This window comes from Pseudomonas sp. TKO26 (assembly GCF_003225665.1).
Taxonomy (GTDB): Bacteria; Pseudomonadota; Gammaproteobacteria; order Pseudomonadales; family Pseudomonadaceae; genus Aquipseudomonas; species Aquipseudomonas saponiphila.
Map to the genome: position 1 here is coordinate 525,650 of NZ_QKLN01000001.1, position 18,556 is coordinate 544,205.

At 64.4% G+C, this 18,556-nt stretch carries 16 protein-coding genes; 9 read left to right on the top strand and 7 right to left on the bottom strand.

Annotated elements, in window-relative coordinates; genetic code table 11:
* Positions 1-60: 60 nt before the first annotated feature.
* The 7 genes from DNK59_RS02570 to gap all read right to left on the bottom strand — a co-directional run bounded on the left by DNK59_RS02570 (position 61) and on the right by gap (position 7,197).
* On the bottom strand, positions 61-462 hold the full coding sequence (locus tag DNK59_RS02570; RefSeq protein ID WP_092317076.1) for a YbaN family protein: 402 nt from the start codon (positions 460-462) through the stop codon (positions 61-63).
* A 115-nt stretch (positions 463-577) separates the two neighbouring features.
* On the bottom strand, positions 578-1,186 hold the full coding sequence (locus DNK59_RS02575; RefSeq protein WP_110722175.1) for a biliverdin-producing heme oxygenase: 609 nt from the start codon (positions 1,184-1,186) through the stop codon (positions 578-580).
* A gap of 111 nt (positions 1,187-1,297) precedes the next feature.
* On the bottom strand, positions 1,298-3,916 hold the full coding sequence (locus DNK59_RS02580; RefSeq protein ID WP_110722176.1) for a TonB-dependent receptor: 2,619 nt from the start codon (positions 3,914-3,916) through the stop codon (positions 1,298-1,300).
* A gap of 122 nt (positions 3,917-4,038) precedes the next feature.
* Positions 4,039-5,007, bottom strand: coding sequence for a FecR domain-containing protein (locus tag DNK59_RS02585; protein WP_110722177.1), 969 nt, complete (start codon positions 5,005-5,007; stop codon positions 4,039-4,041).
* 113 nt (positions 5,008-5,120) lie between these two features.
* Positions 5,121-5,639 carry an RNA polymerase sigma factor gene (locus DNK59_RS02590; RefSeq protein ID WP_110722178.1) on the bottom strand — a complete coding sequence of 173 codons (519 nt, stop codon included), beginning with the start codon at positions 5,637-5,639 and terminating at the stop codon, positions 5,121-5,123.
* A 73-nt stretch (positions 5,640-5,712) separates the two neighbouring features.
* Positions 5,713-6,177: a methylglyoxal synthase gene (locus tag DNK59_RS02595; protein ID WP_092311351.1), complete on the bottom strand. Its 465-nt coding sequence runs from the start codon at positions 6,175-6,177 to the stop codon at positions 5,713-5,715.
* A gap of 15 nt (positions 6,178-6,192) precedes the next feature.
* A complete protein-coding gene (gene gap, locus DNK59_RS02600; RefSeq protein ID WP_092311354.1) occupies positions 6,193-7,197 on the bottom strand; it encodes a type I glyceraldehyde-3-phosphate dehydrogenase in 1,005 nt (334 codons plus the stop codon).
* Positions 7,198-7,419: 222 nt separating this feature from the next.
* Between gap and edd the strand changes: the two genes are divergently transcribed.
* From edd to DNK59_RS02645, 9 genes are all read left to right on the top strand, one after another.
* The gene (edd, locus tag DNK59_RS02605; RefSeq protein WP_110722179.1) at positions 7,420-9,246 is read left to right on the top strand and encodes a phosphogluconate dehydratase; all 1,827 of its coding nucleotides are present in this window, start codon (positions 7,420-7,422) and stop codon (positions 9,244-9,246) included.
* Positions 9,243-10,199, top strand: coding sequence for a glucokinase (locus DNK59_RS02610; RefSeq protein WP_110722180.1), 957 nt, complete (start codon positions 9,243-9,245; stop codon positions 10,197-10,199). Before edd ends, DNK59_RS02610 begins: the two co-directional genes overlap by 4 nt.
* A gap of 92 nt (positions 10,200-10,291) precedes the next feature.
* On the top strand, positions 10,292-11,038 hold the full coding sequence (locus DNK59_RS02615; RefSeq protein ID WP_371920244.1) for a response regulator: 747 nt from the start codon (positions 10,292-10,294) through the stop codon (positions 11,036-11,038).
* Positions 11,028-12,497 carry an ATP-binding protein gene (locus DNK59_RS02620; protein ID WP_110722181.1) on the top strand — a complete coding sequence of 490 codons (1,470 nt, stop codon included), beginning with the start codon at positions 11,028-11,030 and terminating at the stop codon, positions 12,495-12,497. The genes DNK59_RS02615 and DNK59_RS02620 overlap by 11 nt, the downstream gene beginning before the upstream one ends.
* 259 nt (positions 12,498-12,756) lie before the next feature.
* Complete coding sequence (locus tag DNK59_RS02625) at positions 12,757-14,016, top strand: AGE family epimerase/isomerase (protein WP_110722182.1); 1,260 nt, start codon at positions 12,757-12,759, stop codon at positions 14,014-14,016.
* A 116-nt stretch (positions 14,017-14,132) separates the two neighbouring features.
* On the top strand, positions 14,133-15,425 hold the full coding sequence (locus DNK59_RS02630; RefSeq protein ID WP_110722183.1) for an ABC transporter substrate-binding protein: 1,293 nt from the start codon (positions 14,133-14,135) through the stop codon (positions 15,423-15,425).
* 186 nt (positions 15,426-15,611) lie between these two features.
* Positions 15,612-16,520 (top strand): carbohydrate ABC transporter permease, encoded by a 909-nt coding sequence (locus DNK59_RS02635; RefSeq protein ID WP_060840679.1) that lies wholly within the window; start codon positions 15,612-15,614, stop codon positions 16,518-16,520.
* Positions 16,513-17,358, top strand: coding sequence for a carbohydrate ABC transporter permease (locus tag DNK59_RS02640; protein WP_019094567.1), 846 nt, complete (start codon positions 16,513-16,515; stop codon positions 17,356-17,358). The genes DNK59_RS02635 and DNK59_RS02640 overlap by 8 nt, the downstream gene beginning before the upstream one ends.
* 3 nt (positions 17,359-17,361) lie before the next feature.
* Complete coding sequence (locus DNK59_RS02645; protein WP_110722184.1) at positions 17,362-18,522, top strand: ABC transporter ATP-binding protein; 1,161 nt, start codon at positions 17,362-17,364, stop codon at positions 18,520-18,522.
* Positions 18,523-18,556: the final 34 nt, after the last annotated feature.

Sequence of the window (18,556 nt, forward strand, 5' to 3'; positions counted from 1 at the left end):
GGTCATGTCCTTGACATATATGGCCTAGGGGGCGAGGGCATAGCCGCCAGAGCGCGTCATTCAGGAGGTTTGCGGCAGGGCTTCGGGGCGCGACCAGATCCACAGGTTGCCCAGGGCCATGCCGGCGATGGCGGCGTACATCGTCCAGTGATGATTGAGCAGGCTCAGCATCAGCCCGGCGCACAGCAACATGCTCAGGGTGGCGCTGACCTTGGCCCGGCGACTGATGATCCGGCCGTTGCGCCAGTTGCAGAGGATCGGGCCGAACAGGCGGTGGTTCTCCATCCAGGCACTGAGGCGGGGCGAGCTCTTGGTGGCGGCCCAGGCGGCCAGGAGGATGAACTCGGTGGTCGGCAGGCCGGGCACGACGATGGCGATCAGGCCGATGGCCAGGCTGACATAGGCCAGCGCACCGAACAGCAGGCGGGAAATCTTCGACGAGGAGGGGCGAGTGGGGGTCATGGCTTCGATGATGAGGTAACGCGCCTTGCGGCTCAATCCAGAGAGCACGCGGGCCGACAAAATACCGTTGCGGGCCTGCGGCCTGGACGCTTGCCGCGGGCCCGCAACGACGGGGTCAGGCTGGTTGTGCGGCGCTGGAGTAAGCCTGTTCCAGCAGCACGGTGAAGCGGTTGAAGGCATCCAGCGCGCCTTTCTCCGCTGCGGCTTCTTCTTCGGCTGTGAACTCCAGGCCGTCGAGGATGCGGGTGAAGGTCTTCCAGCCTTCGGCGCGGCCACCGGCCGGCTCGCCCAGGTGCCGGGCGCCAAAGGCTTCGCTCAGGCCCAGGCCCACGGCGCGCTTGATCAGGAACGCGGCGCCGAGCTTGGAACCCTCGGAAACGAAGATCCAGCCCAGGGCTTCGGCCTGGCTTGGATTGCGTACTGCACCGGCTACCGGTGCCGGGACTTCGGTGTCCAGGTCCGCCAGGTCGGCCTTGGCCGCTTCGGCGCGGCAGCGCTGGGCCAGGTCGGGGACGATGCTGTTCAGTTCGGCATCGTTGTACAGGTCTACCAGTTCCGACTGAAACAGGTACTGGGCCACCACGAAGCGGGCGAAGGCACCCTGAGTCTCGAACGGTGCGTGGGCCTTGACCAGGGCGTCGAGCTTGGCATGGGGGTCATGGGTGATCTGGTTCAGACGCTGGGAACGCAAGTGATGACGCTGGGAGGAATCCTGGGGGCTCATGCAGATGTCCTTGAGAATGAGAGGCACTTAGTAACTAGACGAACAAGAAGACGCGACAGCGTAAAAAATCCTCACTGCCCAGGCGAAAAAGGGCAGTGAGGCGCTTTGGCGTCAGATATCCCAGACCAGGTTGACCGAGAAGTTGCGGCCCGGCTGGGTCAGGCGGTCGAGGTTGGCGGGGGCGGTTTGCCCGGCCTCGCCGACACTGTCGTAGCCGCGCACGTCGTCCCAGTTCCAGTATTTTTTATCGGTCAGGTTGTACAGGCCGGCGTTCAGGGTCAGGTCGTCGGTGACCTTGTAGAAGCCGCTGAGGTCGAGGATGCCGTAGCCCGGGGTCTTGAACTGGCCGCTGGTAGCACGGCCATCCGGGGCCTTGAAGCTGCTGTCGTCGACTCGGTCCTTGCGCTTGACCAGGGTCCAGCTCAGCAGCGCGCCATAGTTGTCCTGATCGTAGCCCAGGCCAAACACGCCCTTGAGCGGGTTGACGCTGTTGATCGGCTCGCCGTTGTCATTGTTGCGGCCGTAGGCGTAGGCCACCGAGCCGAGGCTGTACAGGCCCTGTGGTGCACCGAAGGCATCGAGGTTGAGACGGCCCCTCGCTTCGGCGCCCTTGATGGTGGCGTGCTTGATGTTGCTGCTCTGGAACACCGATTGCAGCGCGCCGGCAGTGATGGCGTCCTCGTTGATGAAGTCGCGGTACTGGTTGTAGAACACCGAGACATCGAAGGAGCCTGCGTCGAAATTGCCCCGCAGGCCAGTTTCATAACCTTTGCTGGTTTCCGGCTTGAGGTTGGAGTTGGGCTCGACGACGTAGCCGGTGGCGAGGTTTTCAAAGCGCCCGTAGAGCGCCTTGGCCGACGGCGTGCGGAAGCCCTCGGAGTATTGGCCATAGGCCGTGTAGTGCTCGTCGAAGGCGTAGGTCAGGCCGAACTTGGGCGAAACCCGGTGCCAGGTCTTCTTCTCGTCGCTGACCGGATAGGTGCCGGTAGGGTTGGCGACATTGAGGAATTCCTGGGTCAGTTTCGGCTTGAGCTGGGTGTAGTCGTAGCGCAGGCCCGGGGTGAAGGTCCAGGCGTTCCAGCTGATCTGGTCCTGGGCGAACAGGCTGTAGGTGCTGACGGTGGGGTCCGGGAAATCGCTGGATTTTTTCACGCTGTCGCTGGCGCTCGGGCTTGGCGCACCGATGGCGGTGCAACCGGCACCGACCTTCAGGCAGGTGGCGGTGCCATAGCGCGAGCCGGTGATTTTCTGTTGCTTGAGGGTGGTGCCGTAGGTCAGTTGATGCTCGGTTTCACCGAGGGTGAAGGCCTTGTCCAGTTGGGCGTCGAAGACCCATTGCTGTTCCTGGTACAGGGTTTGCCGTTCCCGCAGCACGTCGCGGGCGTTGGGGGAGAACGCCGAGACCGGGTTGTAGCGCTCGGAAGTGCTCTGGTCGGTCTTGGCGATCTGGTAGTTCAGGCTCCATTTGATCTGGTCGGCCATGGGCGACTGCAGGGCGAAGCTGTTTTCCAGGCCGAAGCGTTCACGGGTGATGGTGTCGTTGCCGACACGGGAGCGATACCAGTTCTGACCGACGCCGTTGAGAAACAGGCCGCCTACCGCGCTTTTCTGGTTGGTGTCGCGGTCGTCCTTGTACTTTTCATAGGTCAGGCCCAGGCGAGCATCCGGCGCATAGTTCCAGCCGAGCTTGGCCAGGACGTTGGTGGTGCGGGCGTCTTCCGGGTTGGCTGCGGTGCGGTTGAGGCCGGTGCCGTTGTTGCTGCCATAGGACTCGGTTTCGTGGCCGTCGCGCCGGCTGAGGTGCAGCAGGGCGTCGAAGTCGCTGGCCCGCCCGGCGACGGTGGCGGATTTCAGCCAGCTTTCGTCAGCCGAGCTGTAGCCGGTCTTCAGGCGCGCGCCAGCGTCCTGGCCGGGCTTGATGATGTCGTCGGCGTCCAGGGTGTAGTAGCTGACGGCGCCACCGATGGCGCTGCTGCCGTAGAGCACCGAGGCCGGGCCGCGGAGGATTTCCACGCGCTTGACGATTTCCGGGTCGACATAGTTGCGGTTGGTCTTGGCGTAGGGACCGCTGAAGAAGTGATCCGGCACTTCGACGCCATCGACTTGGGTGAGGATCCGGTCGCTGTCGATGCCGCGAATGTTGTAGCCGCTGATGCCCGCGCGCTGGCCCGCACCGCCGACGGAAACCCCAGGCTCGTAGCGCACCAGCTCCTTGATGGTGTTGACGTTCTGGCGGTCCAGCTCTTCCCGGGTCTGCACGCTCACGGTGCTTGGCACCGAGTTGATGTCCTGCTCCTGGCGGGTGGCGCTGACGGTCACTTGCTGCAGGTTCACCGCATTGGCGGCGCTGCGCCGTTCCAGAACGATATTGTTATTGCCCAGCTTGCGGTAATTCAGTTGGGTGCCGCCGAGCAGGCGCTCCAGGGCCTTTTCCGGGGGCAGCGAGCCGCGCACGCCCGGTGATGACACCCCGCTGCCCAGCTCGGCCGGCAGCCCGACTTGCCAGCCGGTGACCGCGGTAAAGGCGTTGAGCGCCGATACCAGCGGTTGCTGGGCAATGGCGAAGTTGTAGTTGCCCATGCGCTGGCTGGAGGAGGCCGGGGCATCGGCGGCCATTGCTGGCGTGGCTTGGGCGCCGGCCAGCAGGATCGCCGCGGTCAGCAGCGACAGGGTGCAGTGTTGCAGGCGGGCACAGGGAACAGGGGATCGGCTGTTGAGGCGAGGGGACATCGAGAGCGCTCCGGGTCGCACGAATCTTTTATAGGTGCAGATACGCATTCAAAAATGCGAATCAGTTGCATTGGCTATAACGAGACGTACCGCCCGGGGTGATCGCGTAAAAATAATTATTCTCAGTTGAGAATGACCAGTGCCGGGTATTCCGAGAGGCGTGCCGAGGTGATGTGGGCCAGGGAGCGCAGCACGTCCAGAGGCTGGTCCAGGCGGTAGTTGCCGGTGACCGCGAGGTTCGCCAACTGCTCGTTGTTGTTGACGATCCAGCCCGGGTAGTAGCGCCGCAGTTCCGCCAGCACCTGGCTCAGGGGGCAGTTCTCGAACACCAGGCGGCCGTCGATCCAGGCCAGGTCCTTGCCGGCATCGAGCCTGGCCGGTGGGTCGAAGCCTTCGGGGCCGACGCGAACGCTCTCGCCGGCGCGCAGGCGAATGCGCTGATCGGCGTGGGTGGCGCGCAGGTCGATGTCACCGCGCTGCACCTGGACCTGGGCAATGCCGTCCAGGTAGCGCACGGCGAAGGCGGTGTCGGCCACGCTGGCCTTGACCGGGCCGGCGTCCAGCTCCAGCGGCAGGCCCGGGGTGCCGGGAATCTCGAAGAAGGCTTCGCCCTGGTACAGCCGCGCCACGCGCCGGTGATCGTTGATCTGGCTGGAGAAGGCCGAGTTGGTGTTGAGCAGCACCTTGGAGCCGTCTTCCAGTTGCAGGCGCTGGCGTTCGCCCACCAGCGTCAGGTGGTCGGCCTGCAGGCGCAGTGGCAGGTTGCTGAAGCTGAACAGCCCGAGTACCAGCACCGCGGCGGTGGCCAGGGGCTTCCAGTGTGGGCGCAGGCGGGCCAGGCGCGAGACTTTCGGCGGTGTTGCCAGGGTCTGCGCGCATTGCGCCACTTGCGGTCCGTTCCAGATCGCCCGGGCTTTTTCGAAGGCCTGGGCGTTGAGCGGTGAAGCCGCCAGCCATTGATGAAACTGGCGCAGCTGTTCCTCGTTCGGATGTTCCAGCTCGATCAGCCAATCCAGCGCCTGATCCATGGCAAGGGTGCTTGAGTGCGGGCCGGTGGTGTTGGGCGGCTCGGCGCTGTGAGAATCCGTCACGGGTGTTCCTCGGCTGTGTCTGTGCGCAGCTGTTTTTTCAAGAGAGAGCGAAAGCCGGCCAAGGTTAGCAAAGGCCTGGGGCTGACGCAGTCATTGTGCTTGGCGGTTGAGACTCACTGGCCGTCGAGACGTTCGGCGACGCCGACGCAGATGGCCATGATCAATTTCAATTCCTTTTGTACCGTGCTCAGCGAAACCCCGAGTTCGTCGGCGATCTCCTGATAGCTGTGGCCATGCAAGCGGCTGAGGATGAAGATCTGCTGCTGGCGCGGGCTGAGCTGGCCGAGGCTGAGGTTCAGGCGTTCGAGCAGTTGTTCGGCGTGGGCGGCGTCTTCGGCGCTGCTGACGGGGGCGGCGACGTTCTCCAGCACTTCTACAGGCACGTCTTCGAGCAGGGTGCGCCCCTGGATGCGCCGGGCCCGCAGGTGGTCGAGGGCGAGGTTGCGCGCGGTCTGGAACACGAAGGGTTCCAGGTGAGTGATCGGCCGCTCGCTGAGGGCCCGGGTCACCCGCAGATAGGTTTCCTGCAGCAGGTCTTCGGCGGTGCTGTGGTTGTTGACCATCCGCTCCAGGGTTCGCAGCAGGGAAATGCGTTGAGTGAGGAAGACGTGGTTGAAGTGCGATTGACTCACGGCAAGGCCTGATCCATTTTTTCAGCGGATGATAATGATTGTCATCTGCGTCAATGGTCAAGCCTTGCGTGAATTATCCGCGGCCGGCGAGGTACGCCTGGTAGTCGGGAATCCGGTGCTCGTGAGCCTGGTTCATCAGCGGGCTGCTGAGCAGGTAGTCGGCGCTGCATTCGTTGCAGGCCACCGCGATGTTCCACACCGCCGCCACGCGCAGCAGGGCCTTGATGTCCGGATCGTGAGGCTGGGGCTCGAAGGGGTCCCAGAAGAACACCAGCAGGTCGACCCGTTGTTCGGCGATCAGCGCGCCCAGTTGCTGATCGCCGCCCAGCGGGCCGCTGATCATGCTGTGCACCGGCAACCCCAGGCGTTTGCTCAGCAGCAGCCCGGTGGTGCCGGTGGCCAGCAGCTCATGTTCGGCCAGGCGTGACTTCTGCCGCTCGGCCCAGTCCAGCAGAAAGACCTTGCAATGGTCGTGGGCGACCAGGGCGATGCGCTTGCGCGCCGCCATGGTCTTTTGCGTAAAACCGATACCGATCATCGACGAATATCCGTTTTATTCCGCGTTGCACAGGGCCAGGCAGTTATCCAGCATGCGGTTGGAGAAGCCCCACTCGTTGTCGTACCAGGCCAGCACCTTGAGCAAGCGACCGCCGCTGACCTTGGTGTGGTTGGCGTCGAAGATCGACGACAGCGGGTTGTGGTTGAAGTCGCTGGAGACCAGCGGCAGGGTGTTGTAGCCGAGGATCTTCGAATGCTGGCTGGCGTTCTTGAGCAGGGCGTTGACCTCTTCGGCGCTGGTGTCGCGCTTGAGGGTCACGGTCAGGTCCACCAGGGAGACGTTGATCACCGGCACGCGCACCGCCATGCCGGTCAGCTTGCCCGCCAGTTCCGGTAGCACCAGGCCCACGGCTTCGGCGGCGCCGGTCTTGCTCGGGATCATGTTCTGGGTGGCCGAACGGGCACGGTACGGGTCGCTGTGGTAGACGTCGGTGAGGTTCTGGTCGTTGGTGTAGGCGTGGATGGTGGTCATCAGGCCGTTGTCGATGCCCAGTTCGCGGTGCAGCACCTGGGCCACCGGGGCCAGGCAGTTGGTGGTGCACGAGGCGTTGGAAATGATCTGGTGCGACTGGCGCAGGATGTCGTGGTTGACGCCGTAGACCACGGTGGCGTCGGCACCCTTGGCCGGGGCCGAGATGATCACCTTGCGGGCGCCGGCAGTAAGATGGGCGGCGGCCTTGGCGCGGTCGGTGAACAGGCCGGTGCATTCGAAGACTACGTCGATCTTTTCCGCGGCCCAGGGCAGCTCGGCCGGGTTGCGGATGGCGCTGACGGCGATGCGGTCGCCGTTGACGGTCAGGCTTTCCTGATCGTGCTGGACCTCGGCGTCGAAAGTACCGTGGACGGTGTCGTATTTCAGCAGGTGGGCATTGATCGCGCTGTCCCCCAGATCGTTGATGGCGACGATCTGCAGATCCTGACGATAGCCTTGGGTATAGAGTGCGCGCAGGACGTTACGGCCAATACGGCCAAAACCATTGATTGCGATTCGAAGAGTCATGTGCAAACGCCTGTCGTTGAATTTGTTGTTGGAATTACAAGATTATTCGCATAGAAATAGAAAACAAGCCTTTTTAGTGGCAATATTTTGTTTTATCTACAACGAGTGACCTGAATCAACTGGTCCAAGTGGTCAGAAACTCCTCCGCTGTCTCTGAGTGGCGGTGCGTCTGAACAGCATAGACAAATAGGTCGCCACATCCGTTAGCCTGGAGTTCTACATATGCATCCCCGCGTTCTTGAGGTCACCGAACGGCTTATCGCTCGCAGTCGCGCCACTCGCCAGGCCTATCTGGCGTTGATTCGCGGTGCCGCCAGCGATGGTCCGCAGCGCGGCAAGCTGCAGTGCGCGAACTTCGCCCACGGCGTGGCCGGTTGCGGCGCCGAAGACAAGCACAGCCTGCGGATGATGAACGCGGCCAACGTGGCAATTGTTTCGTCATATAACGACATGTTGTCGGCCCACCAGCCTTACGAGCACTTTCCCGAGCAGATCAAGAAAGCCCTGCGCGAGATCGGTTCGGTGGGGCAGTTCGCCGGTGGCACCCCGGCCATGTGCGATGGCGTGACCCAGGGCGAGGCCGGCATGGAGCTGAGCCTGCCGAGCCGTGAGGTGATCGCGTTGTCCACGGCGGTGGCCCTGTCCCACAACATGTTCGACGCCGCGCTGATGCTGGGGATCTGCGACAAGATCGTCCCGGGCTTGATGATGGGCGCCCTGCGCTTTGGTCACCTGCCGATGGTCTTCGTCCCGGGCGGGCCGATGGTGTCGGGGATCTCCAACAAGCAGAAGGCCGATGTGCGCCAGCGCTATGCCGAAGGCAAGGCCAGCCGCGAGGAGTTGCTGGAGTCGGAAATGAAGTCCTACCACAGCCCCGGCACCTGCACCTTCTACGGCACCGCCAACACCAACCAGTTGCTGATGGAAGTCATGGGCCTGCACCTGCCGGGCGCCTCCTTCGTCAACCCCAACACGCCGCTGCGCGACGCCCTGACCCATGAGGCGGCGCAGCAGGTCACGCGCCTGACCAAGCAGAGCGGCAACTTCATGCCCATCGGCGAGATCGTCGACGAGCGTTGCCTGGTCAATTCCATCGTCGCCCTGCACGCCACCGGTGGTTCCACCAACCACACCCTGCACATGCCGGCCATCGCCCAGGCGGCGGGCATCCAGCTGACCTGGCAGGACATGGCCGACCTGTCCGAGGTGGTGCCGACCCTGTCCCACGTCTATCCCAACGGCAAGGCCGACATCAACCACTTCCAGGCCGCGGGGGGCATGTCGTTCCTGATTCGCGAACTGCTGGAAGCCGGCCTGCTTCACGAGGACGTCAACACCGTGGCCGGCCGCGGCCTGAGCCGCTACACCCAGGAACCGTTCCTCGACAACGGCAAGCTGGTATGGCGCGACGGCCCTATCGAAAGCCTCGACGAAAACATCCTGCGGCCGGTGGCCCGGGCCTTCTCCCCGGAAGGCGGCTTGCGGGTCATGGAAGGCAACCTCGGCCGTGGGGTGATGAAAGTCTCCGCCGTGGCTGCCGAACACCAGATCGTCGAAGCCCCGGCGGTGGTGTTCCAGGACCAGCAGGACCTGGCCGATGCGTTCAAGGCCGGCCTGCTGGAGAAGGACTTCGTCGCGGTGATGCGCTTCCAGGGCCCGCGCTCCAACGGCATGCCTGAGCTGCACAAGATGACCCCGTTCCTCGGGGTGCTGCAGGACCGTGGCTTCAAGGTGGCGCTGGTCACCGATGGACGTATGTCCGGTGCTTCGGGCAAGATTCCGGCGGCGATTCATGTCAGTCCCGAAGCCCAGGTCGGCGGAGCCCTGGCCCGGGTGCTGGACGGTGACATCATTCGCGTCGACGGGGTCAAGGGCACCTTGGAACTCAAGGTCGACGCCGCCGAATTCGCCGCCCGGGAACCGGCCAAGGGCCTGTTGGGCAACAACGTCGGCACCGGCCGCGAACTCTTCGCTTTCATGCGCATGGCCTTCAGCTCGGCGGAGCAGGGCGCCAGCGCCTTTACCTCTGCACTGGAGACGCTTAATTGAAACTGGCCCTGGTCGGTGACATCGGTGGGACCAACGCGCGGTTCGCGTTGTGGAAGGATCAGCAGCTGGACGCGATCCAGGTGCTGGCAACGGCGGACTATCGCTGCCCGGAAGACGCCATCCTGGCCTATCTGCACGCCCGGGGCCTGGCCCCGGGCGCCATCGGCTCGGTGTGCCTGTCGGTGGCCGGTCCGGTCAGCGGTGATGAGTTCCGTTTCACCAACAACCACTGGCGCCTGAGCCGTCAGGCGTTCTGCCAGGCCCTGCAAGTGGAGCGGCTGTTGCTGGTCAACGACTTCTCGGCCATGGCCCTGGGCATGACCCGTCTGCAGCCCGATGAGTTTCGCGTGGTTTGCGAAGGTGTCGCCGAGCCTTTGCGTCCGGCGGTGGTGATCGGCCCGGGCACCGGCCTCGGCGTCGGCACCCTGTTGAACTTCGGCGACGGCCGCTACATGGCCTTGCCGGGAGAGGGCGGTCATGTCGACCTGCCCTTGAGCAGCCCACGGGAAACCCAACTGTGGCAGCACATCCACAATGAGATTGGCCATGTCAGCGCCGAAACCGCCTTGAGCGGCAGCGGATTGCCCCGGTTGTACCGGGCGATCTGCGCGGTGGACGGTCATGAACCGCGCCTCGATACCCCTGAAGCCATCACCGCGGCCGGTCTGGCCGGTGATCCGATTGCCCGGGAAGTGCTGGAGCAGTTCTGCTGCTGGCTGGGGCGGGTGGCGGGCAACAACGTGCTGACCACGGGCGCGCGGGGCGGGGTGTACATCGTCGGTGGGGTGATTCCGCGCTTTGCCGATTTCTTCATCCAGAGTGGCTTTGCCAAGAGTTTTGCCGACAAGGGCTGCATGAGCGATTACTTCAAGGGCATTCCGGTGTGGTTGGTGACGGCGCCTTATTCCGGACTGACCGGCGCCGGCGTAGCCCTGGAGCAGGCCCAGGGCTGACACCGAGCCGCATGGCGTGGGAGCCGGCTTGCCGGCGAAGAGGCGCTAACAGGCCTGCCGCCATCAGGCATAATCGCGCTCCCTGCCCAACAATGAGGACGGCCCCGGTGAGTTCAGTCAGTAAGTCGATCTTGTTGGTCGACGACGATCAGGAAATTCGCGAGCTGCTGGAAACCTACCTCAGCCGTTGCGGTTTCCAGGTGCGCACGACCGCCGATGGCGCCGGTTTTCGTCAGGCTCTGAACGAGGCGCCCAGCGACCTGGTGATCCTCGACGTGATGCTGCCCGACGAAGACGGCTTCAGCCTGTGCCGCTGGATTCGCCAGCATCCACGGCGCAGCCAGGTGCCGATCATCATGCTCACCGCCAGCTCCGACGAAGCCGACCGGGTCATCGGCCTGGAGCTGGGGGCCGACGATTACCTGGGCAAGCCCTTCAGCCCCCGGGAGTTGCAGGCGCGGATCAAGGCGCTGCTGCGCCGCGTGCAGTTCGCCCAGGAGCGGGTCGCCGGTGAAGTCTTGTGCTTCGACGAATGGCGCCTGGATGTGATCAGTCACCGGCTGTTCCACAACGACGGCGAGGAGGTGATTCTCTCCGGCGCCGACTTCGCCCTGCTCAAGCTGTTCCTCGACCATCCCCAGGAAATCCTCGACCGCGACACCATCGGCAATGCCACCCGTGGCCGCGACCTGATGCCCCTGGACCGCATCGTCGACATGGCGGTCAGCCGCCTGCGCCAGCGCCTGCGGGACACCGAAAAGCCGCCGCGGCTGATCCGCACCGTGCGTGGCAGCGGCTATCAGTTGGCGGCCAATGTGGTTGCCGGCAATGCTCTCTGAGGCATTGCGCGGTCTACTGCGACGGGTGCCGGTGCCCCGCTCGCTGCTGGGCCGCATGCTGCTGTTGACCTTGCTCGCGGTGTTGTTCGCCCAGGCGCTGTCCAGCGTGATCTGGGTTTCGCAGTTGCGCGCCACCCAGCTCGAAGGCCTGGTGACCAGCGCCCGCAGCCTGGCCCATTCGATGACCGCCAGCGTCAGCTACCTGCGTTCGTTGCCGGTGGCGTACCGGCCCCTGGTGCTGGACCAGTTGCGCAGCATGGGCGGCACCCGCTTTGTCGTGACCCTCAATGACAAGCCCCTGGGCATGCAGGTGCTGCCCGCCACTGCGCGCAAGGAAGCGGTGCTGCAGGCGGTGGAACAGGTGCTGCGCCAGTCCCTGGGCAATGACGCGGATCTCTCGGTGACCTTTGTCAGCCCCGATGACCTGCGGATCTTCAATGGCGGCCTCAAGCTCGACGAGTTGCCCCGCTCCTGGGCCCATTACGCCCTGACCCTGGAGCCGGTGAACCCGCCGGTGCTGGTGACCCAGATCCAGATGGCCCCCGGGGAGTGGCTGTACATCGCCTCGCTGCTGCCCGAGCCCTACACCAGTCTCGAAGAGCAGGGCCTGCCGGCGCAGCAGGTGTGGTTCATCCTCCTCACCAGCGGTTTTCTGCTGCTGTTCATCGGCCTCTTGGTGCACTGGCAGAGCCGGCCGCTCAAGCGCCTGGCCCGGGCGGCGCGGGACATGTCCCTGGGCGCCGACGTCGAGCCGGTGGCGCAGGGCGGTGGCAGTGAAGTGGTGGAAGTGGGGCGGGCCTTCAACAGCATGCGCGAACGCATCAGCCGCTACCTGACCGAGCGCAGCCAGCTGTTCAGTGCCATTTCCCACGACCTGCGCACCCCCATCACCCGCCTGCGCCTGCGGGTCGAACTGCTGGAGGACGAGCAACTGCAAGCCAAGTTCGGCCGCGACCTGGACGAGCTGGAACTGCTGGTCAAGGGCGCGTTGCAGTGCGTCAAGGACACCGACATCCACGAGAACATCGAGCCGGTGGACCTCAACCAGGTGCTCGACTGCCTGGTGGAGCCTTACCTGGCGCCCCATGGCAATGGCCGGGTAACCCAGCAGGGACGGGCGCTGGCCAGCTATCCGGGCAAGCCCCTGGCGCTCAAGCGCTGCATGGGCAACCTGATCGACAACGCCCTGAAGTACGGGCAGAACGCCCACCTGTACATCGAAGACGACGACAGCGGCTTCGTCCTGCATGTGGACGACGAAGGCCCGGGCGTGCCGGAGCAGCGCCTGGAACAGGTGTTCGAGCCGCACTTCCGCCTGGCCGGCCAGCAGCAGGGCTACGGCCTGGGCCTGGGCATCGCCCGCAACATCGCCCACAGCCACGGCGGCGAAGTCAGCCTGCAGAACCTGCGCGAAGGCGGCCTGCGGGTGACCCTGTACCTGCCCCGGACCTCCGACTGAGCGGCTGGCCTGTGCAGGCGCTGACCTGCGTAGGAGCTGACCTGTTCAGGAGCTGGCTTGTGTAGGAGCTGGCTTGCCAGCGAAGGCGTGCTCAAGGGCACCACAGGACCCAAGGGCCTCTTCGCCGGCAAGCCGGCTCCTACGGGAGGGAGCTGTGCAATGTCACGGGTTGGTGACATTGTGCGTGCCCTTCGTTACCTGCGGTTGTGCACGGCTTGATTAGACTCAGGCCTTCGATAAAAACAACAACAGGTCACCCATGGACACTCTTTCCCTGCCACTGCGCAGTTGGTTGAATGCACCTGCGCATCAGGCCTGGCTCGCCGCCGAAGGCCTGCGCCTGCTGGATTTCGCCAAGGCTTCACGACTCTCTCAGGGTTTCGGCAACCTTGATGCCCGGGGCCGCCTGCCCGAAGGCGCCCGTGCCGAAACCATGAACACCGCACGCATGACCCACAGCTTCGCCATGGCGCATATTCAGGGCCTGCCGGGTTATGCCGGGCTGGTGGATCACGGTATCGCCGCGCTCATGGGGCCGTTGCGCGATGCCGAGCACGGCGGCTGGTTCGCCGTGGCCGGGCAGGCGGATGGCAACAGCGCCAAGGCCGCCTACCTGCACGCCTTTGTCGCCCTGGCCGCCAGCTCCGCGGTGGTGGCGCAGCGGCCGGGTGCCGAGGCCCTGCTTGAGGAGGCGATCCGCATCATCGACGGGCATTTCTGGAGCGAGGAGGAGGGCGCCATGCTCGAATCCTTCAATCGCGACTGGAGCGAGCTGGAAGCCTATCGCGGCGCCAACAGCAACATGCACGCCACCGAGGCCTTTCTGGCCCTGGCCGATGTCACCCGGGACCCGCGCTGGCTCAACCGCGCCCTGCGCATCGTCGAGCGGGTGATCCATCAGCACGCCGCCGCCAACGACTACATGGTGATCGAGCATTTCGACTGTGACTGGCAGCCTCTGCGCGACTACAACCGGGCCTTTCCCGCCGATGGTTTCCGGCCCTTCGGCACCACGCCGGGCCACGGTTTCGAGTGGGCGCGCCTGCTCTTGCATCTGGAGGCGTCGCGCGACCTGGCCGGGATGCCGACCCCGGGCTGGCTGGCCCTGGATGCGCAACGCCTGTTCGCCAGCAACTGCCGCCACGGCTGGGACGTGGATGGCGCTCCGGGCATCGTCTACACCCTGGACTGGGACAACCGGCCGGTGGTGCACCAGCGCCTGCACTGGACCCACGCCGAGGCCAGCGCCGCCGCCAGTGCCTTGCTCAAGCGCACCGGCCAGGAGCAGTACGAGGTCTGGTACCGGCGTTTCTGGGAGTTCTGCGAAGCGCATTTCATCGATCGCCAGCAGGGCAGCTGGCATCACGAACTGGGCCGTGACAATTGCCCGGCCGGCGAGATCTGGGGCGGCAAGCCGGACCTCTATCACGCCTGGCAGGCGGTGCTGATTCCGCGCCTGGCGCTGGCGCCGAGCATGGCTTCGGCCTTGGCCCAGGCGTCTGTTCCGGGCCTTGTGTAACCATGTCGTGACATTTCACCGTCGCTTCGTTACCCGAACGTTCGACTAGGCTGTTTAGACTCGTGTGCAGCGCAAGCACCAGACTTGCATGCATAACAACAAGAAAGGTACTTCAAATGAATGCGATTTCTCGCCTCGCCACTGTCATTTCCCTTGCCTCTCTGTTTCCCCTGAGTGCCCTCGCCGCCGACTCCAAAGGTTCCGTGGAAGTTGTCCACTGGTGGACCTCGGGTGGTGAAAAAGCTGCCGTCGATGTGCTCAAGGCCCAAGTGGAAAAAGACGGTTTCACCTGGAAGGACGGCGCCGTGGCCGGTGGTGGCGGTTCCACCGCGATGACCGTGCTGAAAAGCCGCGCCGTGGCCGGCAATCCGCCGGGTGTGGCGCAGATCAAGGGGCCGGACATCCAGGAATGGGGCAGCACCGGCCTGCTCAGCACCGACACCCTCAAGGACGTGGCCAAGGCGGAAAACTGGGACGGCCTGCTTTCGTCCAAGGTGGCCAACACCGTCAAGTACGAAGGGGACTACGTCGCCGTGCCGGTGAACATCCACCGGGTCAACTGGCTGTGGATCAACCCCGCCGTATTCAAGAAGGCCGGGATCGACAAGGCCCCGACCACCCTCGAAGAGTTCTATGCCGCCGGCGACAAGCTCAAGGCCGCGGGCTTCATCGCCCTGGCCCACGGCGGCCAGCCGTGGCAGGACAGCACCGTGTTCGAAGACGTGGTGCTCTCGGTCATGGGGCCTGAAGGCTACAAGAAAGCCCTGGTGGACCTGGACCAGAAAACCCTCGCCGGCCCGGAAATGGTCAAGGCCTTCACCGAGCTGAAGAAGATCACCGGCTACATGGACCCCAACCGCGCCGGACGTGACTGGAACATCGCCGCCGCCGACGTGATCGGCGGCAAGGCCGGCATGCAGATGATGGGCGACTGGGCCAAGAGCGAGTGGACCGCGGCGAAGAAAGTCGCCGGCAAGGACTACCAGTGCGTGCCGTTCCCGGGCACCGACAAGGCCTTCACCTACAACATCGACTCCCTGGCGGTGTTCAAGCTCAAGGCCGATCGCAAGGGTGACATCGCCGCTCAGCAGGACCTGGCCAAGGTCGCCCTGGGCAAGGACTTCCAGAAGGTCTTCAGCATCAACAAGGGTTCGATCCCGGTGCGTACCGACATGCTCAATGACATGAGCGCCGAGGGCTTCGACTCCTGTGCCCAGGCGTCGGCCAAGGACTTCCTGGCGGACGAGAAGACCGGCGGCCTGCAGCCGAGCATGGCGCACAACATGGCCACTTCCCTGGCGGTGCAGGGCGCGATCTTCGACGTGGTCACCAACTTCATGAACGACAAGGATGCGGACCCGGCCAAGGCCGGTGCGCAACTGGCCTCGGCGGTCAAGGCCGCGCAGTGACTGCGCACGCCGCAGGCTTGCCTGCGGCGATTCATCTGACGATGCCTCCCCCTTCAGTAGGAGCGAGCTTGCTCGCGATGACGGCCTGACATTCACCCTGGGTGTCGACGGTTGGATTGCGTTCGCGAGCAAGCTCGCTCCTACAGAGGGTGCGTCGGACTTCATTCCTTCAACTGGATTATCCCGATGAGCTCTGTTGCGGTTTTCAGCAAAGCCTCACCCCTGGACGCATTGCAGCGCTGGCTACCCAAGCTGGTGCTGGCGCCGAGCATGGTGATCGTGCTCGTAGGGTTTTATGGCTACATCATCTGGACGTTCATTCTGTCCTTTACCAATTCCAGCTTCATGCCGAGCTACAAGTGGGTCGGTTTGCAGCAGTACCTGCGCTTGATGGACAACGACCGCTGGTGGGTGGCGAGCAAGAACCTCGCGCTGTTCGGCGGCATGTTCATCGCCATCAGCCTGGTGCTGGGGGTGTTCCTGGCGGTGCTGCTGGACCAGCGCATCCGCAAGGAAGGCTTCATCCGCACCGTGTATCTGTACCCCATGGCGCTGTCGATGATCGTCACCGGCACCGCCTGGAAGTGGCTGCTCAACCCCGGCCTGGGCCTGGACAAGATGCTCCGCGACTGGGGCTGGGAAGGCTTTCGCCTGGACTGGCTGGTGGATCAGGACCGGGTGGTCTACTGCCTGGTGATCGCTGCCGTGTGGCAGGCCTCGGGCTTTGTCATGGCGATGTTCCTCGCCGGTTTGCGCGGTGTTGACCAATCGATCATCCGCGCCGCCCAGGTGGACGGTGCGAGCCTGCCGACCATCTACCTGAAGATCGTCCTGCCGAGCCTGCGTCCGGTGTTCTTCAGCGCCTTCATGATCCTCGCCCACATCGCCATCAAGAGCTTCGACCTGGTGGCGGCGATGACCGCGGGCGGCCCGGGCTACTCCTCGGACCTGCCGGCGATGTTCATGTATTCCTTCACCTTCAGCCGGGGCCAGATGGGCATAGGTTCGGCCAGCGCCATGCTGATGCTCGGCGCCGTGCTGACCATCCTGGTGCCGTACCTGTACTCCGAACTGCGAGGCAAGCGTCATGACTAACTCCCTCGCCAAGCCGACCCTGAACTTCAGTCGGATCGCCATCTACGCCACCTTGCTGCTGGCGGCGGCGGTGTACCTGATTCCGCTGGTGGTGATGCTGCTGACCAGTTTCAAGACCCCGGAAGATATCCGCACCGGGAACCTGCTGAGCTGGCCCCAGGTGGTGGACGGCATCGGCTGGATCAAAGCCTGGGACACCGTGGGCGGCTACTTCTGGAACTCGGTGAAGATCACCGTGCCGGCGGTGCTGATCTCCACCTTCATCGGTGCGATGAATGGCTACGTGCTGTCGATGTGGCGCTTTCGCGGCTCCCAGCTGTTCTTCGGCCTGCTGCTGTTCGGCTGCTTCCTGCCGTTCCAGACCGTGCTGCTGCCGGCCTCGTTCACCCTCGGCAAGTTCGGCCTGGCCAACACCACCACAGGGCTGGTGCTGGTGCATGTGGTCTACGGCCTGGCCTTCACCACGCTGTTTTTCCGCAACTACTACGTGAGTGTGCCGGATGCCCTGGTCAAGGCGGCGCGCCTGGACGGCGCGGGGTTCTTCACCATCTTCGGCAAGATCCTGCTGCCGATGTCGGTGCCGATCATCATGGTCTGCCTGATCTGGCAGTTCACCCAGATCTGGAACGACTTCCTCTTCGGCGTGGTGTTTGCCAGCGGCGACGCGCAACCGATCACCGTGGCCCTGAACAACCTGGTCAACACCAGCACCGGGGCCAAGGAATACAACGTTGATATGGCGGCGGCGATGATCGCCGGGCTGCCGACACTGCTGGTCTACATCTTCGCCGGCAAGTATTTCCTGCGCGGGCTGACGTCCGGCGCAGTCAAGGGGTAAAGCATGGCCACTCTCGAATTACGCAACGTCAACAAGACCTACGGTGCCGGGCTGCCCGACACCCTGAAGAACATCGAGCTGAAGATCGACGACGGGGAGTTCCTGATCCTCGTCGGCCCCTCCGGCTGCGGCAAATCCACCCTGATGAACTGCATCGCCGGGCTGGAGAACATCAGCGGCGGGGCGATCCTGGTGGGCGATGCCGACATCAGCGGCATGAGCCCCAAGGATCGCGACATCGCCATGGTGTTCCAGTCCTACGCGCTGTACCCGACCATGAGCGTGCGCGACAACATCGCCTTCGGCCTGAAGATCCGCAAGATGCCCACCGCCGAGATCGACGCGGAAGTGGCGCGGGTGGCCAAGCTGCTGCAGATCGAGCACCTGCTGACCCGCAAGCCGGGCCAGCTTTCCGGCGGTCAGCAACAGCGGGTGGCCATGGGCCGGGCCCTGGCGCGGCGGCCGAAGATCTACCTGTTCGACGAGCCGCTGTCCAACCTCGACGCCAAGCTGCGGGTCGAGATGCGCACCGAAATGAAACTGATGCACCAGCGCCTGAAGACCACCACGGTCTACGTCACCCACGACCAGATCGAAGCCATGACCCTGGGCGACAAAGTGGCGGTGATGAAGGACGGGATCATCCAGCAGTTCGGCACGCCGAAGCAGATCTACAACGACCCGGCCAACCTGTTCGTGGCGAGCTTCATCGGTTCGCCGCCGATGAACTTCATTCCCCTGCGCCTGCAACGCAAGGACGGCCGCCTGCTGGCCCTGCTGGACAGTGGCCAGGCCCGTTGCGAGCTGCCCCTGGGCCCGCAGGACGCCGGGCTGGAAGACCGCGAGGTGATCCTCGGCATCCGTCCGGAGCAGATTTCCCTGGCTCCCGCCGAAGCCAATGGCTTGCCGACCCTGCGCGCCGAGGTCCAGGTGGTCGAGCCCACCGGCCCCGACACCCTGGTGTTCGTCACCCTCAATGGCACCAAGGTCTGCTGCCGTCTGGCACCGGACCAGGCCCCCGATGCCGGGGAAACCCTGACCCTGCAGTTCGATCCGGCCCGGGTGCTGCTGTTCGATGCCCAGAGCGGCGAGCGCCTGGGAACCGCCGGTACGCCGGCGTCCGAGCCCCGTAGCGGCAATGTGGCGCAGTTCAAGGGCCGCTGAATCCATGGCGGATGGCCTGTCATCCGTCGCACCC